Origin of the sequence: Vibrio hepatarius (assembly GCF_043642085.1) — a bacterium.
GTDB classification, from domain to species: Bacteria; Pseudomonadota; Gammaproteobacteria; order Enterobacterales; family Vibrionaceae; genus Vibrio; species Vibrio hepatarius_C.
The window spans coordinates 42,889-63,611 of the sequence record NZ_JBHZSA010000013.1 but is presented as its reverse complement, the minus strand read 5'-3'; the positions used below and the strand labels follow the sequence as shown (position 1 = coordinate 63,611).

Sequence of the window (20,723 nt, the reverse complement as noted above, 5' to 3'; positions counted from 1 at the left end):
ACCTTCCTCTAATCAATGCTCTAGGTAAATTCATGAGCTAAATTAATTATCGGCAGTACATCGTACTTCTTTAACAAAGTTATTATTTTTTAAAAAAAACCTCCCAATTGGGAGGTTTTTGACTATTTCAGATTGTCTGAGCCGCTTTATAGCTTCTTAGAGAACAAACCTGCCAGAGCGATGATACCAATACCTAACAGCATGATTTCACCTTTACCGCTATCAAAGCCAGACTTGATGCCCATAAACGCTACGATTGCGATTGCTACTGGAATTACGTACTTAACTAGGTTGTACCATAGACCGAACAGTGGGAAAGATACTTCACCGTCGTTAGTGATCTCTTTCTCTAGCTCAGCGCGGTTTAGACGCCAGCCAGCGAAGATACATACCAACATACCGCCAACAGCTAGGAAGATCTTATCTGTTAGTAGGTCGAAGATATCGAACGCGCCAGTACCGAATAGTGTTGGACCAACACCACCTAGTGATAGTGATGCGAACACACACAGCGTTGCCATTACTGAACTTGCAGAAATAACCGCTGTTGAACGCTTCATGCCTTTTTCATCGATTAGGTAAGACACAACAACTTCAAGTAGAGATACAGAAGATGTCAGTGCAGCTACCGTTAGACCTAGGAAGAACATTAGAGCGATTAGGAAACCGATCACGCCACCCATTTCAGCAAATAGCTGAGGTACAACTACGAATACTAGACCAGGACCTGCCGCTGGTTCCATACCGAATGCAAACATTGCAGGGAACATTGCCACACCAGCAAGAATCGCAACGCCTGTATCCATTGCAGTAACCATACCTGTTGTTTGAACAAGGTTCTCTTTCTTCTTCAGGTAAGAACCGTATGTCAACATACAACCCATACCTAGTGATAGAGAGAAGAACGCCTGACCAAGAGCTGCAAGTACTACGTTACTGTCTACTTTCGAGAAGTCTGGCATGAATAGGAACTCTAGACCCGCCATTGCACCTGGAAGCATTAGGCCTTTAACAGATACAAAGATAAGGATCAGGAATAGAAGTGGCATTAATACCTTACCTGCTTTCTCGATACCGCCAGAAATACCTTTCATTACGATAGCGATGTTTAGCACTAGGTAAATACCCATCCACATTAGTGGCTGTACTGGGTCAGAGATGAAACCACCGAAGCTATCACCGATTGCTTCAGGCGTGTTTAGTAGACCACCACCCACTTTGAAGATATAAGCAAGCGCCCAACCACCTACTACAGGGTAGAAACCCATGATTAATAGGCCACTAAGCACACCCATAACACCAGTAAACGTCCAACGACGGTCAGTCGATTTAAACGCACCTACTGCTGATAGACCTGTCTTACGACCAATAGCGAATTCTGTAAGCATTACGCTAAAGCCGATAAAAATTACAAAAATTAGGTAGATAGCAACGAATGCACCACCACCACTTTCACCCGCTGTATAAGGAAACTTCCAAATGTTGCCAAGACCTACAGCTGAACCTGCTGCAGCCATTACGAAGCCTAATTTAGACCCCCATGTATCACGGGGCTGTGCACTTGAACTAGTAGCCACGATTTACTCCATTAAAATCATTTTATAAGTTGTGTTTGCTTCTGTTAGGCGTCTAGAAAAGTGATTGTAAATATATTTTTACACTTATTAGAATTTTGAGTGACGCTAACGTTGTAGCAAGTAAACCAGTTTAAGAATAAAATTGGAAGCCCAAAAAGTATATTTTCCCACCACAAATGTAATTAATATGTTTAAATGCTGTTTTTTTAGCCTTTAACATGTATTACACACCAGTTTTAACATTCACCTAACAGATTTGTCCTATTTATTAATCTGTCGCCATGATTAGCTGATTTGCGAAAATCCTGCTTGTCGTCGTTCTTCATGAGTTCTACTATTGAGAGTGCCATACACTTCTAGGTTATTGAATGGAAAAGTTTTATCACTTTCTTACACTTGCTGGGATCGCCTTTTACTGGATTTTAGTTGCGGGTGTGACGATACGCGTTGTTCTTAAGCGACGTGCTGTCAGTGTTTCTCTAGCTTGGTTGATGATCATCTATATCATCCCAATTGTCGGTGTTGCGTGTTACTTCATGTTTGGAGAACTCAATTTAGGCCGCAAACGCGCTGAACGTGCCAAAGAGATGCTTGCACCGTTTGCTAAGTGGTTCTCTAGCCTCAATAACTGCCACGCACACTCTCCAGAAAGCTTTGGCCGCCACATCTACCGAATTGATGAACTTTGTAACAATCGCTTAGGTTTACCTGCTCTTTCGGGCAACTCACTCTCTTTGCAAAGCTCACCTGATAAAATCCTTCATTCGATCATTGAAGATATTGAGAGTGCGCAAACTAGCATTCGTCTCGTCTTTTATATCTGGCACCCTGGCGGATTGGCAGATTCCGTTGCCTCGGCACTTATCCGCGCGTCAAAAAGAGGCGTAGATGTTAAATTATTGCTTGATTCAGCGGGCAGCCCGCGCTTTTTCCGCAGTCAGTGGGCACAAATGATGCGTAATGCGGGTATCCATGTAGTACAAGCGCTTGAGGTTAGCCCATGGCGTATTTTCCTCAGACGCCTCGATTTGCGACAACATCGTAAAATAATTGTTATCGACGAGAAGATTGCCTATACAGGTTCAATGAACTTGGTCGACCCTGCCTACTTCAAACAAAATTCCGGTGTCGGCCAGTGGATTGATATTATGGTGCGTATTACTGGGCCAACAGTGAATGTCCTTTCAGCTATCCACTGCTGGGACTGGGAAGTAGAAACCGGATCACGCGCATTCCCGCAATCACCGGAATGTTCTATCAATCCAAATGAACCTCAGCACCCTGTTCAAGTAGTGCCGTCAGGCCCTGGTATGCCTGAGCATTTGATTTCTCAAGTGCTGACGCTGGCGATTAACCAAGCAAATCAATCTGTACGCATTACTACCCCTTACTTTGTGCCAAGTTCCGATCTGCTGGAAACACTGAAAATGACCGCACAGAGGGGAATCAATGTTGAGCTGATCATTCCACATAAAAATGACTCGGTGATGGTTCAATGGGCGTCTCGCGCTTTTTACAGTGAGTTATTATCCGCAGGGGTTAAGATCTTCGAATTCTACGGTGGACTATTGCACACCAAGTCAGTTGTGATTGATGAACAGTTCTGTTTGGTGGGTACGGTCAATATGGATATGCGCAGTTTGTGGCTCAATTTCGAACTGACTTTGGCGATCGACGACGAAGCGTTCACTAAAGAGATGTTTTGGCTACAGCAAAGCTATATCGACAATTCACACCAAGTCGACTTTGAACAGTGGAAAAAACGTACCCTATCCTCTCGCTTTTTAGAGCGCACTTTCTATCTATTCAATCCGCTACTTTAATCGGGCTTGCTATTCACGCTTTGCCATGGTTTAAATATGGCAATACGTGATTAGATAAGGACTTCCAATGTCAGAGAGCAAGCAGACCAAATACGTTACCGCAGGTCGAGATAAAAAGTGGACCAACGGCGTTGTAAACCCTCCGGTACAGCGCGCGTCAACCATCGTATTTGATACTGTAGCGGAAAAGCAGCAGGCAACAATTAACCGAGCTAATAAGACGCTTTTCTATGGCCGCCGTGGTACTAATACCCACTTTGCCTTCCAAGACGCAATGACAGAAATCGAAGGCGGCGCTGGATGTGCTCTTTACCCTTGTGGTACTGCGGCCATCGCCAATGCAATTCTTTCGTTTGTTGAAACTGGCGACCATATTTTGATGGTTGATACTTGCTATGAGCCAACACGCGACTTCTGTGACACCATCATGAAAAAGATGGGCGTCGAAACCACTTATTACCAGCCGACCATTGGCGAAGGCATCCGCGATCTGATCAGACCCAATACCAAGGTTCTGTTTTTGGAGTCACCTGGTTCAGTCACGATGGAAGTTCAAGACGTTCCTACGCTATCAAGAATCGCGCACGAACAAGACATCATCGTAATGCTCGACAACACTTGGGCTGCCGGTGTTAATTTCTCACCTTTCGATCATGGTGTTGATATCTCAATCCAAGCCGCGACTAAATACATTGTTGGTCACTCAGATGTGATGCTGGGTACAGCAGTCGCCAGCGAGAAGTATTGGGATCAGCTACGCGAACAAAGCTACCTGATGGGTCAATGTGTTTCTCCAGATGATGCATACTTAGGCCTACGCGGTATTCGTACGCTGGACGTACGCCTGCGCCAACACGCAGAAAACAGTTTAAAAGTGGCTAAGTGGCTACAATCTCGCCCGGAAGTGGATCATGTTCGCCACCCTGCCCTTGAAACCTGCCCTGGTCATGAATTCTTCAAGCGTGACTTTACCGGTGGTAATGGCCTGTTTTCATTTGTCCTGAAGACGACTTACCCTAAGGCGACCACAGCACTGCTAGATGGTATGAAGCACTTCAGCATGGGTTACTCTTGGGGCGGTTACGAGAGCCTTATCCTAGCTAACGAGCCTAAGAGCTTTAATAGCCTGCGTACCGTGGCTAACCCAAACTTTGAAGGTACCTTAGTTCGCCTGCATATTGGCTTAGAAAATGTCGATGACCTAATCGCCGACTTGGAAGCTGGACTCTCTCGCTACAATGCGCTGATCTTAGAGAAAGAAACGACAGCGTAGAGCTTATAGACCTAAGCACGACTACCAATAAGCCTCGTTCACGAGGCTTTTTAATACCCTGATTTCATTGATAAAAACACTCTCGGTTATCTGCCTCATTTGCTCACTAATTAAAACTGTTGTTTTCTAACTAAATATCACAGTTTAACATTTCACTCGCCAGCCAAATTTGTATCAGTTGGTTTTTCTTCTACGTTTAAATATCTCATCAGAGGTCATACCAGAAGGAGCTGACTTTGAAACCATTCTACTCACTTGTCCTAACTTGCGCTTTGGCACTGGGACAACCAATATTCACTAATGCTGCCCATGCGAGTGGCTACACTCAGACTCAATACCCCATTGTCTTAGTTCATGGACTGTTTGGCTTTGATACCCTTGCTGGCGTCGACTATTTCTATGGCATTCCCCATTCATTAACCAGAGATGGAGCCACGGTCTATGTCGCGCAGGTATCCGCCTCTAACAGCACTGAAGTTAGAGGCGAACAACTCCTCGCCCAAGTAGAGACCTTACTAGCAGCCACTGGCACAACGAAAGTTAACCTAATTGGCCATAGCCATGGCGGGCCAACTGCTCGTTATGTTGCTTCAGTGAGACCTGATCTTATCGCATCAGTTACCAGTATTGGCGGTGTAAACAAAGGTTCTAAAGTTGCCGATCTGGTTAGAGGTAATGTTCCTGAAGGCTCTGGTTTAGAAGGGTTAGCGGTCAAGCTTGCTGGCGGACTCACGACGCTGATTAACCTGCTTTCTGGGGGCACAGACCTCGATCAAGACCCACTAGCCTCTCTCGAAGCGTTAACCACCGAAGGCTCTTTAGCTTTTAACCAACATCACCCATACGGAATCCCTAACACTGAGTGTGGTGAAGGCGACCTGCTCGCGAGCAATGGGGTGTATTACTACTCTTGGACAGGTTCTTCCACTTTCACCAACCTTTTTGACCCAACTGATGGTGCTTTGGTAGTACTCGGGTGGGCCTTTGATGAACCTAATGATGGATTAGTCAGTGCATGTAGTACCCACTTAGGCAAAGTAATTCGTGATGATTACAAGATGAACCACTTAGATGAGATTAATGGACTGTTAGGTATTCACCATCTGTTTGAAACTGACCCTGTTACCCTCTATCGCCAACACGCGAATCGTCTAAAACAGCAAGGACTATAAGGATTACACCATGAAAAAGGCCGCTCTCATTTTCGTTTCTCTTATGACATCTGTTGGGATAGGAGCGGTCTTATTTTTCTCCGATCAACAGCCACCTTCAGCCCCAGTCGCGCAATCCCAGGCGGATGTGGAGGTTGATACAGCAACCACAAAGCACTTTTTCGATTTTTCATTGAGCAGCTTGGGTGAGCAAAATCTTGACGAGATTAAACAGAAAATCAGTCAGCACACATCGTCTGACATAGACCTCAACGACGACGAAGCGCTCTTTGCGGCCTATTTACAGTACAAACAAGCACTGACCGAATTAGAGCCCTTACAAACAAACCAACTCTCTGCACTCGATTTAGAGCAGCTTCACTTACGCATTTTAGATCTGCAATTTGAATACTTTTCCGTCCAACAAATCGAGCAATTATTTGCAGAGGAGAACCAGCTGCGCCAATTAGCCATCGAAAAAATGAAAATAGTGCAGAATGATTTGGCTAACGAACAGAAACAAGCACTGCTCAATGACCAGCTTGTCGATATGCCTGAATACGTTCAGCAAGCGGAAAAGAACAATCAACTAGTGGTTAATCTCACCTCTCTATCGACGCTCGATGGTCAACAGAAACATCTCGCAGCAGTCGAATTGGTTGGAGAAGCAGGCGCAGAGCGACTGGAAGCCCTCGATCAACAAAGAGCTTCGTTCCAAGCCAAGATGGACTCTTACTTACAGCATCGTGACGAGTTACTGACATCAGACTTTCTGTCCGAGCAGGACAAACTTATACAAGTCACTCAGCTTAGAGAGGAGAGCTTTGACACCAACCAAATAAGGCGTGTCGAAGCCCTTGAGCGAATTCATGATAAAAGCCGCTAGGCATGCAGCCATTTGGCAGCGCAATACCGACTGCCAATTCGCACTAACTTGCCTTTTTAGGACAGTCAACTAAATGGTCATCGACCATGCCTACTGCCTGCATAAAAGCATAGCAAATCGTCTCACCAACAAATTTAAAGCCCCTTTTCTTTAAGAACTTACTCATTGCCTTTGACTGCTCAGTCGAAGCTGGTACATCGCTCATTTCCGTCCAGTTGTTGATGATGGGTTTACCATCAACAAACTGCCAAAGCGCATTAGACAAGCTGCCATACTCTTCTTTTAGAGCCAGCGCTGCACGCGCGTTACTGAACACGGAATTAATTTTTCCTCGATGCCTAACCACATCGAAGTTTTCAATGATCCGCTCGACTCGTGACTCATCATAATTGGCAAGAATGTTTAAATCATAGCCTTCAAATGCCGCGCGATATCCTTCTCTCTTCTTAAGAATGGTTATCCAGCTAAGACCAGCTTGCGCCCCCTCTAAAGTGATGAACTCAAACAGGACAGTATCATCATAAACAGGCACGCCCCACTCAGCGTCATGATACTTGCGCTCTAGTTCATGGTTCATTGCCCATGCACAGGTTGTATCCTTGCTCATCTATTATCTCCTTTAAAAACAAACGCCCCTAACTTAGTCAGGGGCGCTTGATTCGTTGTTACTCTTTAGCTTGGCACTTTGACTTTGTGAAATAGACGATATAACACAGGTACGACAATAAGTGTCAGTACAGTAGCAAAGCCTAAACCAAACATGATAGTCACCGCCATCGGTTTGAAGAAGATATCAGGCAATAGTGGGATCATACCTAAGATAGTCGTGATTGCCGCCATACATACCGGACGTACACGACTAAGCGATGCATCAACGACCGCTAGATATGGGTCTTTACCTGACTTCATTTCAATTTCAATCTGATCCAGCAGTACGATACCGTTTTTCAGTAACATACCTGACAAACTCAAGAAACCGAGCAGCGCCATAAAGCCAAACGGGGTGTTCAGAGCGAGCAGACCCGTGGTTACACCAATGATAGCGAGTGGTACCGTTAACCATACAATCAACGGCTCTTTGACCGAGTTGAATAGGAACACGGTCACTAGGAACATAAACAAGTAACCCATCGGCATAGTGGTAAACAGTGAAGCCTGCGCATCACCTGAGGATTCGTATTCTCCCCCCCACTCTAGCGAGTAACCTGGCGGCATTTCAATCGCTTCGATTTGCGGCATTAAACGTTTTTGTAATGTCGAAGCCGTCTCTTCACCAAGAAGATCCGGGTCCGCCATAACCGTTAGCATACGTTTACGGTTCTTACGCACGATGATTGGATCTTCCCAACGTAGGTCATAGCCCATTGTAATTTGCTGCAGTGGGATGTATTCACTCAGCGCTGGGCTCCAAATCTTCATACCTTCGATATTGCGAATATCGACACGCTCATCTTCCGGCAAACGAGCCACAATCGGCATCAAGGTTGTACCGTCACGATACACACCGATCGCATTGCCTGAGAACGACATCGCTAAGAACTCATCCACATCAGACTTAGTGATACCGTAACGACGAGCTTGGCTTTCGTTGAACTGCGGCTCTAGCACCTTAGTACGCTCACGCCAGTCATGTCGAACGTTGGTCGCACCTGGGTCAGCGTGCATGATCTCTTCAACTTGTTTGGCAATACCGCGCAATACCGTTGGATCAGAGCCAATAATACGAGCTTCAATCTTAGCGCCGCCACCTGGACCTAATTCGATCTGCTTCAACTTGTAGTTGATCTCTGGGAAGTTTTTCTCAAGATGCTGTCTGAAATTCGCCATCAAATCGGCAAGCTTTTCATAGTCCGTCACGCGAGTCGTGATCTCACCATAGGCTGCATAGCTCTTTTCTGGAGCGTAAGTCAGCATAAAGCGCTGCAGACCTTTACCGGCAGTGGTGGTGATGTGATCAACGCCATCCTGCTCCGAAATCCATGACTCTAACGCCTTTAATTTAGTGTTAGTTGCACGAATGTCAGTCCCTTCTGGTAGCCAAATATCCGCCTGGAAGATTGGCGTTGTTGATGAAGGGAAGAATGACTGTTTGACTTGCGTAAAGCCGGCAATGCTGGCAGCAAGACCCACAATCAAGACAATGACCGTCAACCATGCACGCTTCATACAGAACTCTAAGAAGCCCTTATACAGCACGAAAATCATACCGTTATATGGGTCACTATTTTCGCCATCTTGCTTGAACTTCTGACCTTTAAAGAAGATGTCAGCAAAAAACGGCGTCAGCGAGATAGCGGTAAACCAACTCAGCATTAACGAGATCAACAGTACAGTGAATAGAGTGCCACAGTACTCACCGGTCGCGTCTTCAGACAAACCGATTGGCGCGAACGCGGTAACAGCAATAACCGTTGCCCCTAATAAAGGCCACTTGGTTTGCGTCACAATATCGGTCGCCGCTTGCATCCTCGTTCGGCCTTTCTGCGTCCCTATCAATATCCCTTCGACGACCACGATGGCATTGTCCACCAGCATACCCAGCGCAATAACCAACGCGCCTAGCGAGATACGCTGTAAGTCGATGGCAAAGTACTTCATGAAGATAAAGGTACCCAGTACCGTCAACAGAAGAATCAAACCAATCAACAGACCAGAGCGTAAGCCCATAAAGAACAGCAGAACAATGATTACAATCGCAACCGCCTGACCAAGACTGACAACAAAGCCGCTAACGGATTTATCCACCTCTTTTGGCTGGCTGTAGATTTCAGAAATATCAACACCAACAGGTTGTTGGAACTTCAATTCAGCTAAGCGGCGATCAAAGCGCTTACCTACTTCAACAACGTTTACCCCTTGGGCGAATGAGACGCCAAGGTTCAGCGCAAGGTCACCATTGAATGTGATAATGTTGGTTGGCACTTCAACATAGCCGCGCTTAATCTCAGCCACGTCTTTCAAGTAAATGAGTCCCTGGGCACCACTTTCAGTAATGATCAAATCGCCTAACTGGTCGACATTTTGGAACTCACCGGTTGGGTGAATACGAACATATTCGTCACCAATTCGAATCGCGCCGGCATCAGAGACAACGTTCTGGGTCGAGAGTAGATTAAATACGGTATTTGGCGAGAGGCCTAAGCTACTTAGGCGCTTCATCGAAATCTCGATAAAGACTTGCTCTTGCTGCTGACCGGATACCGAAACTTTACTCACCCCATCAATCAGCTCTAGCTCACGCCTTAAGTAATCCACGTAATCAAGCAGCTCTTTAAAGCTATAACCATCACCTGTGACCGCTAATAAGATCCCATAAACATCGCCGAAGTCATCAATCACCTGAGGATCGTTTACCCCCGGAGGCAATTGCCCTTTCAAGTCATTAACTTTACGGCGCAGTTCATCCCAGATTTGAGGCAAGTCATCTGGACCATAGTTATTTTTCATGGTCACTGTGATCTGAGATAAACCACGGCTAGAAATGGAGTTCACTTCGTCAACATAAGTCAGCTGTTGAATCGCTTTCTCAAGCGGGTAAGTCACCTCTTCTTCCACTTGCTGAGGCGTTGCCCCTGGGTAAGAGGTCACTACCATGGCATCTTTAATGGTAAACGCCGGATCTTCTAATCGGCCTAAGCCAAAGAAAGCCGCGGCACCACCAATAAGGAAGATCAGTGAAATCATCCAACTGATCACTCGGTTGCGAATAAAATACGCCGCGATCCCCGTGATATCATCATCGCTTTGAGGCGAGTTCACTTTATTATCACTCATTACCAGCCTCCTGCTCGATCACTTCAACTTCTAGTCCTTCGGTTAATCGCGACACTCCCGCAATCACAACGACTTGCTCATTGGTCAAACCTTCTAAAATCTGCACGGCATCTTTACTCGCTTTACCTGTTTTCACTAATTGCTTAGTTACCGTGTTATCTGAGTTGAGAGTCCAAACGTATTTATTGTCTCGCCCAAGTTCATCACCATCGCCATTGAAGATCGCTTCAATCGGGATTCGTACCCCCGCATTGAGATCAAGGCCAATGTCTTCACCTTTTGATGTCACTGATACCGCCATGCCATCAAGGATGTATTCATTTTCTGGCATTGGCAGTGATAACGTCACGGTAAAAGTCCCTGTGGCAGGGTCTGGCTCTGTGGTGAATTCCTTAATTCGCGCGCTGTATTCATTACCACTCGGGACCTTCACATACGCGTTAACCTTCTCAAGTGCCGTTTGGCTTGGTTGATTCACGTATAAACGGTCGGGTAGCTGAATCAATACTTCAACGTCTTCAACACTATGAATATTCACCACTTGTTGGCCCACTTGGATATTCTCAAACTGATCCGCACTAACGCGGGAAATAATTCCGTCAACGGGTGCCTTCAACTGGGTAAACGATAGACGCAGTTTTGAGAGTTCTAGCTCTGCATAAGCTATCTGCCTGTTAGCGGCAATTTCATCAAATTGAGATTTCGCCAGCAGCCCTTTTTCGACTAGAGGTTTCGAACGTTTGTACTGACTATTCACCACGCTATAGCGAGCGGTGGCATTATCTACATCCAATTGATAGTCGGTTGGATCCAACTCGGCAATCAAATCGCCTTTTTTCAGTTGGTCACCCTCTTTGACATAGATCTTGCTGATTTCCCCTGCAACGCGAAAACTCAAATGTGAACGTTCTGCTGCGTTCGCTACCGCAGGAAAATAGAGTCGGTCTTCTTGTACGTCACTACCGGAAAGTTCAAACACTTTCACTTTAGGCGCACCAAAATCAACATACTGTTGTTCACCGCCACAGCCAGCCAAAAGCGCTGCCGTCGACAATGCGCATAGATTTATCCATTGCTTCATCTTATAGGCCTCGTTCTTTAACCCATTCACGAACCTTAATTCCCGGTTCGATCCCTGCCACACCAGAAGTAATGATCTGGTCACCTTCATTTAAGCCGCTTTCAACTTGGCGCTTGTCATTGAGCTCGACTTGAGCCTTAGCGACAATACCTTGTTCATCAACGCGCCATACGTACATTTGGCCACTTTCATCCATCAGCGCCGACTCTGGTATTCTCGTTGCACCTGTCGCTTCAACCGCAACATGAACTGCTCCAGCCATGCCCGGTAAAATACCGACATCACTTGGCCTTTCCATCACCATGGTCACCTTATACGAGCCCGTTTTAGGATCCGCTTCAGTGTCGACTTCTTGGAAAATTAATTCGTATTGATTTTGTGGAAACGCATCAAACGTCATGGTCGCGGTTAAGTTCACGCCACTGGCAAATCGATTCAACAAATGATCCGGCAATTGAAAGATCACCTTCATCAGTTGGTTGGTTTGAATGTTCATCACACCTTGTTTCGCTGCAATGTACTCATGGGTTTCGGCAGGAATAAGGGAGATGGTTCCATCATAAGGAGCAACAAGCTGTGTGTAGCGTAGATTAGCTTTCGCTTGCTCTAACGTTGCTTTCGCTGAGTTATGATTCGCTTTCGCCTGGTCAAAGTCTTGTTCAGAGACGACTTTATCTTTACGTAGCTTTTTATAACGCTGATATTGAACATCCGCTAAACGAAATTGTGCTTCGGCCTGTTTAGCCAACAAGGTGTATTCGTCTGGGTTTAAGGACGCGAGGACATCACCTTTTTTAACGGGCTGTCCAGCTAATACATCTATTGATTGCATTTGGCCGGGTACGCGGAATGCGAGGACAGCTTTATCGCCAGCTTCAGAAGTTGCAGGAAAAGTTCGTTCAAACTGGGCATTACCAACGGAAACTGTAAATAATTTTGCGGGCCTAGAATCAGGCTCAGGAACAGGTGGAAGCTCCTTGCCACAGCCACTCAAAGCGGCCGTTATTGCAAGAAGCAAAACAGATTTATGCATAGTCAATCATCCATTTGTATCTATTAGGTACAAAGATAGATGAATGCTACCGTGACTTCCATAGGGATGGCAGTAAATTATTATGAAAATTAATAATTTGCTTGTGTATGGCTACAATGTCGCAAAAGCGAGCAAAAGAATAAATATGAAAAAAGCACTCTTAGCTTAGAGTGCCTTATAAATTGGAGTTACAGCGATTTAAACTCTCGATTGACTTTAAATGCATCTGAGGTCACATACGCCTCTATGTCTCGTACTTGAGTTTCCAACTGTGAAAAATCTTTTTCGATCGTATTCAGCAACAGCTCTGGTGTCTGACCTTGCTTCCACGGTTTATTTTTCAGCTTGTGCTCTTGTTCCGTTTTCATCGCTTCGACATAATTTTTCGGCTGTTTTTCAATCATTAGCGTCATGGCAATATAAGCGAGCAATACTAGGAAGCTTCCCCCTAATAATGCCGCAGAAATAACCAGTATTCTCACTAGCCACACTTCTAATGAAAAGTAATTTGCAAGACCTGCGCAAACCCCAGTGATCTTGCCGTTAACCGTATCTCTATATAGCTCTCGTTTAGTCATAACGGCGTCTCCAACTTGGTGACTCCGCATCAAGAATTCGCTCTAACGTATCAACACGCTTTTGCATGTTTTCCGCTCTCTCAGATAGCGACTCTAGACGCTGTAAGTCTTCTTGTGATAACCCAGTGCTAGCGTTCTTTTTACTTCTATAGTGTAAAAACAACCATAGCGGAGCAACGAAAATGAGAAAGACAATTAACGGACCAGCGATTAGAAATGACGACATATATAACTCCTTAAATGGGGAAGATGAGTGGGTTTAACACCCATCTACCTAGCTAAACTAACAAAAACAAACAGGAATTACTTTTTATCTTCCATTTGCTGCTTCAATTTCTCTAGCTCTTTTTCAATCTCATCTTGCGCTTGAAGCTCGGCAAATTCCTGATCAAGAGATTTTGCATTGCCGGTTTTCGCGTACAAGTCAGCTTCCGCTTCCATTTCATCAATTTTACGCGAGTACTGCTCAAACTTAGCCATGGCTTCGCTTGTTCTTGCCGTGTGGAGATGCTTTTGTACGTCACGACGATTTGATGCAGTTTGGCTACGAATTGCTAATGCTTGTTGCTTAGCACGAGTCTCAGTGATCTTGGTTTCTAATTTACCAATTTCACCTGTTAGCTTTTCGATGGTTTCTTCTACCAAAGTTTGCTCAGTATGAAGGCCCTTAAGCATATCTTGTAGCTTTTGCTTTTCAATCAGCGCGGCGCGAGCTAAATCTTCGCGCTGTTTCGCCAATGCCAACGTCGCTTTGTTTTGCCACTCTTCAATAGTCGCTTCAATAGATTCCACTTTACGTGCTAACTCTTTTTTATCCGCGATAGCTTTCGCAGAGTTAGTACGTACTTCTACCAGTGTGTCTTCCATTTCTTGGATGATGAGACGAATCATCTTTTCTGGATCTTCAGCTTTATCTAATAGAGCACTGATGTTTGAATTAACGATGTCTGCAAATCGAGAGAAAATACCCATAGCGAGGCTCCTTATGTTGATAATATTGGAACACAGTCAACTGTACTCCGTATAAATTCGTTTGGTGTTATCTAATGCTATGTAATATTCCAATTAACGTGCCAACTTTTAAATCAATAAAAATCAGCAGCTTAACAAATAACACATTGCAATCCCGCGCTTCCTGTGATGAATTTAACCAACAGTAGGTAAATTTCGCCACGGAGTCAGTCATGCAACAAAACTTGATTGGAGAGTCGCCCGCTTTCCTATCGGTACTGGATAAAGTATCTAAATTGGCAGCAATCGAACGCCCTGTACTCATTATTGGTGAGCGCGGCACAGGTAAAGAACTGATTGCTCAGCGACTCCATTACTTATCCAAGCGCTGGGATCAGCCACTTATCTCGCTAAACTGCTCGACCTTAAGCGAAGGGTTGATTGACTCCGAATTATTTGGCCACGAACAGGGCTCATTTACCGGTTCAAAAGGTCGCCATAAAGGTCGCTTCGAGCGTGCAGAAAACGGCACCTTGTTTCTCGATGAGCTCGCAACGGCACCTTTACTCGTGCAAGAAAAATTACTTCGCGTGATTGAATACGGTCAATATGAACGTGTCGGTGGGCACCAACTGCTCAACGCCAATGTACGCCTTGTCTGCGCCACCAATGCCGACTTGCCCCAAATGGCAGCACAGGGCGGTTTTCGCGCGGATTTACTCGATCGACTGGCTTTTGATGTGATTCACCTTCCGCCTCTTAGAGAGCGCCAAGAAGATATCTTGCTGCTCGCGGAATACTACGCCATCAAAATGTGTCGTGAACTCGGCTTTGAATACTTTGTTGGATTCACTTCCTCTGCAGAGCAAGACTTACTCGATTACCCATGGCCCGGCAACGTGCGAGAGCTAAAAAACGTGATAGAACGCGCTGTCTATCAACATGGTATGCAAGATACCCCAATCGACGAATTGGTCTTTGATCCTTTCCAATCAAGTTGGCAAGAACCCGAAGACGCCAATAGCCAACAACCAGAACTAACCGCAGCACAATCATTCCAATTTCCACTCAGCTATAAGCAGTGGCAAGAAGACCAAGACCAACTCATACTTAAAGCAGCATTGGTTCAGAGTCAGTACAACCAGAAGAAAGCAGCAGAGCTTTTGGAGCTGAGCTATCACCAATTGCGAGGAATGGTACGTAAGTACGACATCAACAACGACAGTTAACCCACCAAATTTGTGGTTTTACTATCGTTCCAAGCGGCAAATAGTGGTAAATTATTAGGATCTTAAGGCATAATGGCCAGTTCCATTGCGCTTTGTCTCAGACAAGTTCTTTCTATGAAAGTATTCATACAGTTTACATTAGGTTTATTTAGTCTCGGTCTATTAGCAGGCTGTGGCGAAGAGATTGATCATGACAAAATCCGTCAGAAGGGTTTTGTCTATTGTGGTCAAGGTGGACCAGACACATTCAACCCTCAATTGGTTGATAGCGGTATTACACCTGAGACGCTCAGTCCTCAGCTATTCAACACGTTGTTGACGTTAGACAATGAGACGTATCAGCCAAAACCTAGCTTGGCGAGTTCGTGGCAAGTCAATCAACACGGTACCGAGTACATTTTTGAGCTACGTAAAAACGTTCAGTTTCAAACCACCGCTTGGTTTACCCCATCTCGTGCAATGAACGCTGACGACGTTGTGTTCAGTTTCCGCCGCATCATCGACAGCACCAACCCATTCCACTATGTGGGCAGCGGTTTATACCCTTGGTTTAGTGGTATCGATTTTCAGAACCTCGTTGTGGATGTTGTCGCTCTGTCAAAACATCGAGTCAAGTTTACTCTTAGTCGCCCCGACAATAGTTTCTTATCAAATATTGCCACCAGCCATGCAGTGATTCTCTCGAAAGAATATGCAGGGCAACTCGAAATAAGTGACGAAAAAGGCATGCTCGACAGTCACCCTGTTGGTACTGGGCCATTTTATCTTGCGGAATACCAATTTAACGATTTGATACGTCTAAAACGCCATAGTGGTTACTGGGGTGGTTCACCGAAGATGGATCAAGTGGTGTTCGATATTTCACAGCGTGGTACTGGTACCTTAGCTAAGCTGCTGAGAAAAGAGTGTGATGTGCTGAACTCACCTCTTTCTAGCCAACTGCCGATCATCGAGAAGAATGAACACGTTGAGTTGACGGCAAAACCTGCGATGAATATTTCTTTCGTGGCCGTAAATACTTCTCACCCTGCGCTCAATGATGCGCGGGTTCGCAAAGCACTCAATTACGCTATCAACCGCCAAAACATCCTTGATTCGGTTTACTACGGAACCGGTAGTCAGGCCTATTCAGTACTACCACCATCCTCGTGGGCGTACCATAAAGATGCGGTACATATTCGCTATGACCGTAACTACGCCATCGCACTGCTTCGCGAAGCAGGTTACAGCAAAGGGCTAGAGCTGACGATGTCAGTCCCCCTTGAACCAAAAGCCTACAACCCAAGCCCGAGAAAGACCGCAGAGCTCATCCAAGCCAACCTTGCAGATGTGGGCATTAAGCTTAAGTTGATGACGGACGATCGTTTCGATCGCAGTAACCTTAACGAAAATACCTATATAGACCTCTATCTGACGGGTTGGAGCGCGCATACTGGCGATCCTGATAACTTTTTCAGACCGCTACTTTCGTGTGACTCGAAACGGGCTGGGCTGAACGTGTCAAGTTGGTGTAACCCAGATTTCGACTTCCTGCTCGACCTTGCGCTAGAAGTCGACAAGCCTCGCTATAGGCTCAACCTGTATAAACAAGCGCAAAACATTTTGAACGAAGAGTTCCCTGTCATCCCGCTCAACCACGGAATGCAGATGCAAGCTCATGATCGTTCTTTACAAGGATTTAAAGTGAGCCCATTTAATGCTCAGCCGTTTGATACCGTCGAGAGGGTTCAGTAATGCTGTTATACACTGTTCGACGTTTGAACCTGTTTATCATCACCTTGCTTATTTTGACTATGGTAGGTTTTAGTCTACTGCGACTGGAACCTCAATCACCTTGGGCCATTCAAGACTTCTGGAGTGGTTGGTCAACCTACTTAGGTGAGTTGATGCAGCTGAACTTTGGGGTTAATAAAGCGGGAATTCCAATTATTGACGAGCTGCAGATTGTCTTCCCGGCAACGCTAGAGCTGTGTTTTATCGCCTTTGTTCTTTCCTTGCTGATCGGTATCCCGATTGGCACGGTTGCGGGAATGAAGCAAGGTAAGTGGATTGATACCGCAATCTCATTTACCTCAATGTCAGGCTACTCTGCACCGCTGTTTTGGATTGCGCTATTGATGATCATGGTGTTCTCCCTGCATTGGGAGTTCTTCCCTGTCGCAGGCCGTTATGACTTACTCTACCAGATTGAACACGTGACTGGATTTGCCCTCATTGACGCCTTCTTTGCTGATGGCAAATACCGCGCTCACGCATTACAAAGTGTCATTGAACACTTAATCCTGCCGTGTTTGGTGCTGGCATTGGCCCCGACGACACAAGTTATCGGTTTGATGCGTACCTCTGTCGCTGAAGTGATGGGACAGAACTACATTCGAGCGGCGCGAATCAAGGGTCTCTCTACTCGCGAGATCGTCACTCAGCACGTCCTTAGAAATGCCATTCCACCCATCATTCCAAAAATTGGCGTACAGCTTTCAAGCATGTTAACCCTAGCGATTATCACCGAGTCTATCTTTAACTGGCCGGGCATTGGCCGCTGGTTGCTTGATGCCCTCTCTAATCAAGATTACGTTGCAATTCAAGCTGGCGTTATCGTCGTTGCGACGTTCGTGCTCACCGCTAACATCCTGTCTGATTTGATTGGTGCTATGATTAACCCGTTGGTAAGGAAAGAGTGGTATGCTAACCGATAACGTATATCAAGAAGAGCGCATCCCTACTCAGTTCGAGCGTTTTTGGCGTAGCTTCCGTGCGAACAATCTCGCGATGTTTGGCTTATGGTGTTTATCACTCATCGTGCTACTCACACTGGTATCACCGTGGATAACGCCGCACGATCCACAAGCGCAAACGGGCGAACTGCTTATTCCACCATCGTGGAATCCGGCAGGAACGGTCGAGTACTTCCTTGGTACTGATGATTTAGGCCGCGATATTCTCTCTCGCCTGATTGAAGGCACGCAGCTCACGTTTGGCGCTGCAGTGATCATCACACTGATCGCGTCGTTTATTGGGTGCATTATTGGCGTATTAGCGGGGATGACTAAAGGCTTGTTATCTAGCACGCTTAACCACTTACTCGATACTGTTATGTCGATTCCGTCGTTACTACTGGCAATTATCTTTGTCGCGTTTCTCGGCTTTGGCGAATTCAATATCTTACTCGCGATCTGTTTAGCGCTAATTCCGCGCTTTATTCGCTCTGTCTACATTGCGGTGCACACCGAAGTAGAGAAAGACTACATCATGGCAGCACGCCTAGATGGTGCGAACGACTTTTATTTACTGTGGAACTCTATCCTGCCCAACATCTTGGTTGTGATCGCCTCTGAAATCACTTTAGCGCTATCTATTGCGATTCTAGACATCACCGCACTGGGGTTTTTAGGCTTAGGAGCACAAGCGCCGAGCACTGAATGGGGTGCGATTTTGGGTGATTCTGTAGAGCTCATCTACTTAGCACCTTGGACAGTGACGCTACCGGGTCTGGCTATCATGTTTACCGTTATTGTCATTAACCTTGTTGGTGAAGGTGTTCGCCAAGCACTGAATGCGGGGATCGAATAATGCCATTACTTGATATTCGACATCTGACGATTGAGATTGAAACTCCGCAGGGCATGATGAAAGCCGTTGATCGTATGAGTCTGACACTTAACGAAGGCGAAATACGTGGTCTTGTAGGCGAGTCTGGCTCAGGTAAGAGTTTAGTTGCAAAAGCGATCGTTGGCGTTTGTAAAGATAACTGGAAAGTAACTGCTGACCGAATGCGCTTGGGTAATATTGACCTTCTGCAACTGACACCAAAAGAGCGTCGACGCGTTATCGCCCGTGATATCGCGATGATTTTCCAAGAACCGTCGACCTGTTTAGACCCGTCAGAAGAAGTGGGTAGCCAGCTCATTGAAGCCATTCCTTCACGTTCATTTGAAGGTAAATGGTGGGAGCGCTTTAAGTGGCGTAAAAAGCAAGCTATTGCCCTACTGCACAAGGTTGGTATTAAAGACCATAAGCAAATTATGGGCAGCTACCCATACGAGTTAACCGATGGGGAATGTCAAAAGATCATGATTGCGATGGCTATCGCGGCTAAACCTAAATTGCTGATTGCCGACGAGCCAACCAACGACTTAGACCCAATCACGCAATCGCAGATCTTACGACTGTTGAGTCGTATGAACCAAGTGCACAACACCTCAATCATGCTGATTGGCCACGATTTAACCACGATTACCCAGTGGGCAAACCGTATTACCGTGATGTATTGCGGTCAATCGGTTGAATCGGCCGATACCAAGAAAATCCTTGAGAAACCTAAGCACCCATATACGGTTGCACTACTGAAAGCGATGCCTGACTTTAGTGATTGGATCCCTCACAAAGAGAAACTTCAATCATTACCTGGTACCATCCCGCCACTTCAGCACCTTCCGATTGGTTGCCGACTTGGTCCTCGCTGCCCGTATGCTCAGCGCCAATGTGTCGAGATACCAATGACTCGCCGTATTAAGAACCATAAATTTGCTTGTCACTTCCCATTGAACCATTCGCCTAAAGAGCGGGAGAAGAAAAAAGTATGAGCGCACTATTAGAAGTAACCGATCTTTCTAAGTCGTTTATCACTCGTTCTGGTCTGTTTCGCAAAAAAGTTCAAGAGGCGGTCAAACCTGTCAGCTTTAGCCTTGAAGCGGGACAAACCATTGGATTTATTGGCCAAAATGGTTCGGGTAAGTCGACCCTTGCGCGTATGCTCTCTGGCGTGGTTGAGCCAACTTCAGGTGAGATTCGCGTTAATGGCGAGCTGTTAGAGCACGAAGATTACTCAACGCGTTGTAAATTGATTCGGATGATTTTCCAAGATCCAAACACCTCTTTGAATCCACGTATTCAAATTGGCCGTATCTTAGAAGGCCCGCTCAAACGAAATACCAGCATGCCCCCTGAAGCACGTATTAAACGTGTCAAAGAAACCTTGCTGCGTGTTGGCTTGCTTCCAGAACATGCCTATTTCTATCCGCAAATGCTGGCAACGGGTCAAAAGCAGCGTGTCTGCCTTGCTAGAGCGTTGATTCTACAACCCTCTGTGATTGTTGCCGATGAAGCACTGAACGGCTTAGACATGGCTATGCGTTCACAGATCATCAACCTATTTCTGGAACTTCAAGAAGAAATGGGCGTATCCTTTGTTTATGTATCGCAGCATATCGGGGTGGTGAAACATATCACCGATAAAATCATGGTAATGCACGAAGGCGTAGTGGTTGAAAGTGGAGAAACCCATCAAGTTCTCTCATGCCCTGAGCACCCTATCACTCAGCGACTGGTTGAAAGTCATTTTAATAAGGCAACATGCTTTAAATAGGA

At 45.8% G+C, this 20,723-nt stretch carries 18 protein-coding genes; 10 read left to right on the top strand and 8 right to left on the bottom strand.

Translation table 11 applies throughout. The features are described 5' to 3' along the window. Window positions 1–146 precede the first annotated feature (146 nt). Window positions 147–1,577, bottom strand: coding sequence for a sodium-dependent transporter (locus tag ACHUFZ_RS18480; protein ID WP_394128296.1), 1,431 nt, complete (start codon window positions 1,575–1,577; stop codon window positions 147–149). A gap of 368 nt (window positions 1,578–1,945) precedes the next feature. On the opposite strand from ACHUFZ_RS18480, the gene cls reads away from it, so the two are divergent. From cls to ACHUFZ_RS18460, 4 genes are all read left to right on the top strand, one after another. Further along, window positions 1,946–3,400: a cardiolipin synthase gene (gene cls / locus ACHUFZ_RS18475; protein WP_394128295.1), complete on the top strand. Its 1,455-nt coding sequence runs from the start codon at window positions 1,946–1,948 to the stop codon at window positions 3,398–3,400. 67 nt (window positions 3,401–3,467) lie between these two features. After that, a complete protein-coding gene (locus tag ACHUFZ_RS18470; RefSeq protein WP_394128294.1) occupies window positions 3,468–4,673 on the top strand; it encodes a cystathionine beta-lyase in 1,206 nt (401 codons plus the stop codon). A 236-nt stretch (window positions 4,674–4,909) separates the two neighbouring features. After that, entirely contained in the window at window positions 4,910–5,845 is a 936-nt protein-coding gene (locus ACHUFZ_RS18465) for an esterase/lipase family protein (RefSeq protein ID WP_394128293.1), read from the top strand. A gap of 10 nt (window positions 5,846–5,855) precedes the next feature. After that, a complete protein-coding gene (locus ACHUFZ_RS18460; protein WP_394128292.1) occupies window positions 5,856–6,710 on the top strand; it encodes a lipase secretion chaperone in 855 nt (284 codons plus the stop codon). Window positions 6,711–6,753: 43 nt separating this feature from the next. On the opposite strand, the gene ACHUFZ_RS18455 is transcribed toward ACHUFZ_RS18460, so the two are convergent. From ACHUFZ_RS18455 to pspA, 7 genes are all read right to left on the bottom strand, one after another. Continuing rightward, a complete protein-coding gene (locus tag ACHUFZ_RS18455; RefSeq protein WP_394128291.1) occupies window positions 6,754–7,317 on the bottom strand; it encodes a DNA-3-methyladenine glycosylase I in 564 nt (187 codons plus the stop codon). 65 nt (window positions 7,318–7,382) lie between these two features. Then, entirely contained in the window at window positions 7,383–10,484 is a 3,102-nt protein-coding gene (gene vmeI, locus ACHUFZ_RS18450; protein ID WP_394128290.1) for an efflux RND transporter permease subunit VmeI, read from the bottom strand. Further along, entirely contained in the window at window positions 10,477–11,565 is a 1,089-nt protein-coding gene (locus ACHUFZ_RS18445; RefSeq protein ID WP_394128289.1) for an efflux RND transporter periplasmic adaptor subunit, read from the bottom strand. The genes vmeI and ACHUFZ_RS18445 overlap by 8 nt, the downstream gene beginning before the upstream one ends. A 1-nt stretch (window position 11,566) precedes the next feature. Then, window positions 11,567–12,598, bottom strand: a complete 1,032-nt coding sequence (locus tag ACHUFZ_RS18440; RefSeq protein ID WP_394128288.1) for an efflux RND transporter periplasmic adaptor subunit — start codon at window positions 12,596–12,598, stop codon at window positions 11,567–11,569. 188 nt (window positions 12,599–12,786) lie between these two features. Beyond that, complete coding sequence (pspC, locus tag ACHUFZ_RS18435) at window positions 12,787–13,206, bottom strand: envelope stress response membrane protein PspC (protein ID WP_394128287.1); 420 nt, start codon at window positions 13,204–13,206, stop codon at window positions 12,787–12,789. After that, entirely contained in the window at window positions 13,169–13,402 is a 234-nt protein-coding gene (gene pspB / locus ACHUFZ_RS18430; protein ID WP_394128286.1) for an envelope stress response membrane protein PspB, read from the bottom strand. Before pspB ends, pspC begins: the two co-directional genes overlap by 38 nt. Before the next feature lie 77 nt (window positions 13,403–13,479). Then, window positions 13,480–14,148, bottom strand: a complete 669-nt coding sequence (gene pspA, locus ACHUFZ_RS18425; RefSeq protein ID WP_053438611.1) for a phage shock protein PspA — start codon at window positions 14,146–14,148, stop codon at window positions 13,480–13,482. A gap of 212 nt (window positions 14,149–14,360) precedes the next feature. Here pspA and pspF point away from each other — a divergent pair, with 212 nt between their 5' ends. The 6 genes from pspF (at window position 14,361) to ACHUFZ_RS18395 (ending at window position 20,721) form a co-directional block, all read left to right on the top strand. Beyond that, window positions 14,361–15,356, top strand: coding sequence for a phage shock protein operon transcriptional activator (pspF, locus tag ACHUFZ_RS18420; protein ID WP_394128285.1), 996 nt, complete (start codon window positions 14,361–14,363; stop codon window positions 15,354–15,356). A gap of 114 nt (window positions 15,357–15,470) precedes the next feature. Further along, window positions 15,471–17,090, top strand: coding sequence for an ABC transporter substrate-binding protein SapA (gene sapA, locus ACHUFZ_RS18415; RefSeq protein ID WP_394128284.1), 1,620 nt, complete (start codon window positions 15,471–15,473; stop codon window positions 17,088–17,090). Further along, entirely contained in the window at window positions 17,090–18,052 is a 963-nt protein-coding gene (locus ACHUFZ_RS18410; RefSeq protein WP_394128283.1) for an ABC transporter permease, read from the top strand. The genes sapA and ACHUFZ_RS18410 overlap by 1 nt, the downstream gene beginning before the upstream one ends. After that, the gene (gene sapC / locus ACHUFZ_RS18405) at window positions 18,039–18,926 is read left to right on the top strand and encodes a putrescine export ABC transporter permease SapC (protein WP_053438608.1); all 888 of its coding nucleotides are present in this window, start codon (window positions 18,039–18,041) and stop codon (window positions 18,924–18,926) included. The genes ACHUFZ_RS18410 and sapC overlap by 14 nt, the downstream gene beginning before the upstream one ends. After that, a complete protein-coding gene (locus ACHUFZ_RS18400) occupies window positions 18,926–19,939 on the top strand; it encodes a peptide ABC transporter ATP-binding protein (RefSeq protein ID WP_394128282.1) in 1,014 nt (337 codons plus the stop codon). The genes sapC and ACHUFZ_RS18400 overlap by 1 nt, the downstream gene beginning before the upstream one ends. Continuing rightward, on the top strand, window positions 19,936–20,721 hold the full coding sequence (locus ACHUFZ_RS18395; RefSeq protein WP_134834371.1) for a peptide ABC transporter ATP-binding protein: 786 nt from the start codon (window positions 19,936–19,938) through the stop codon (window positions 20,719–20,721). The genes ACHUFZ_RS18400 and ACHUFZ_RS18395 overlap by 4 nt, the downstream gene beginning before the upstream one ends. Window positions 20,722–20,723 lie beyond the last annotated feature (2 nt).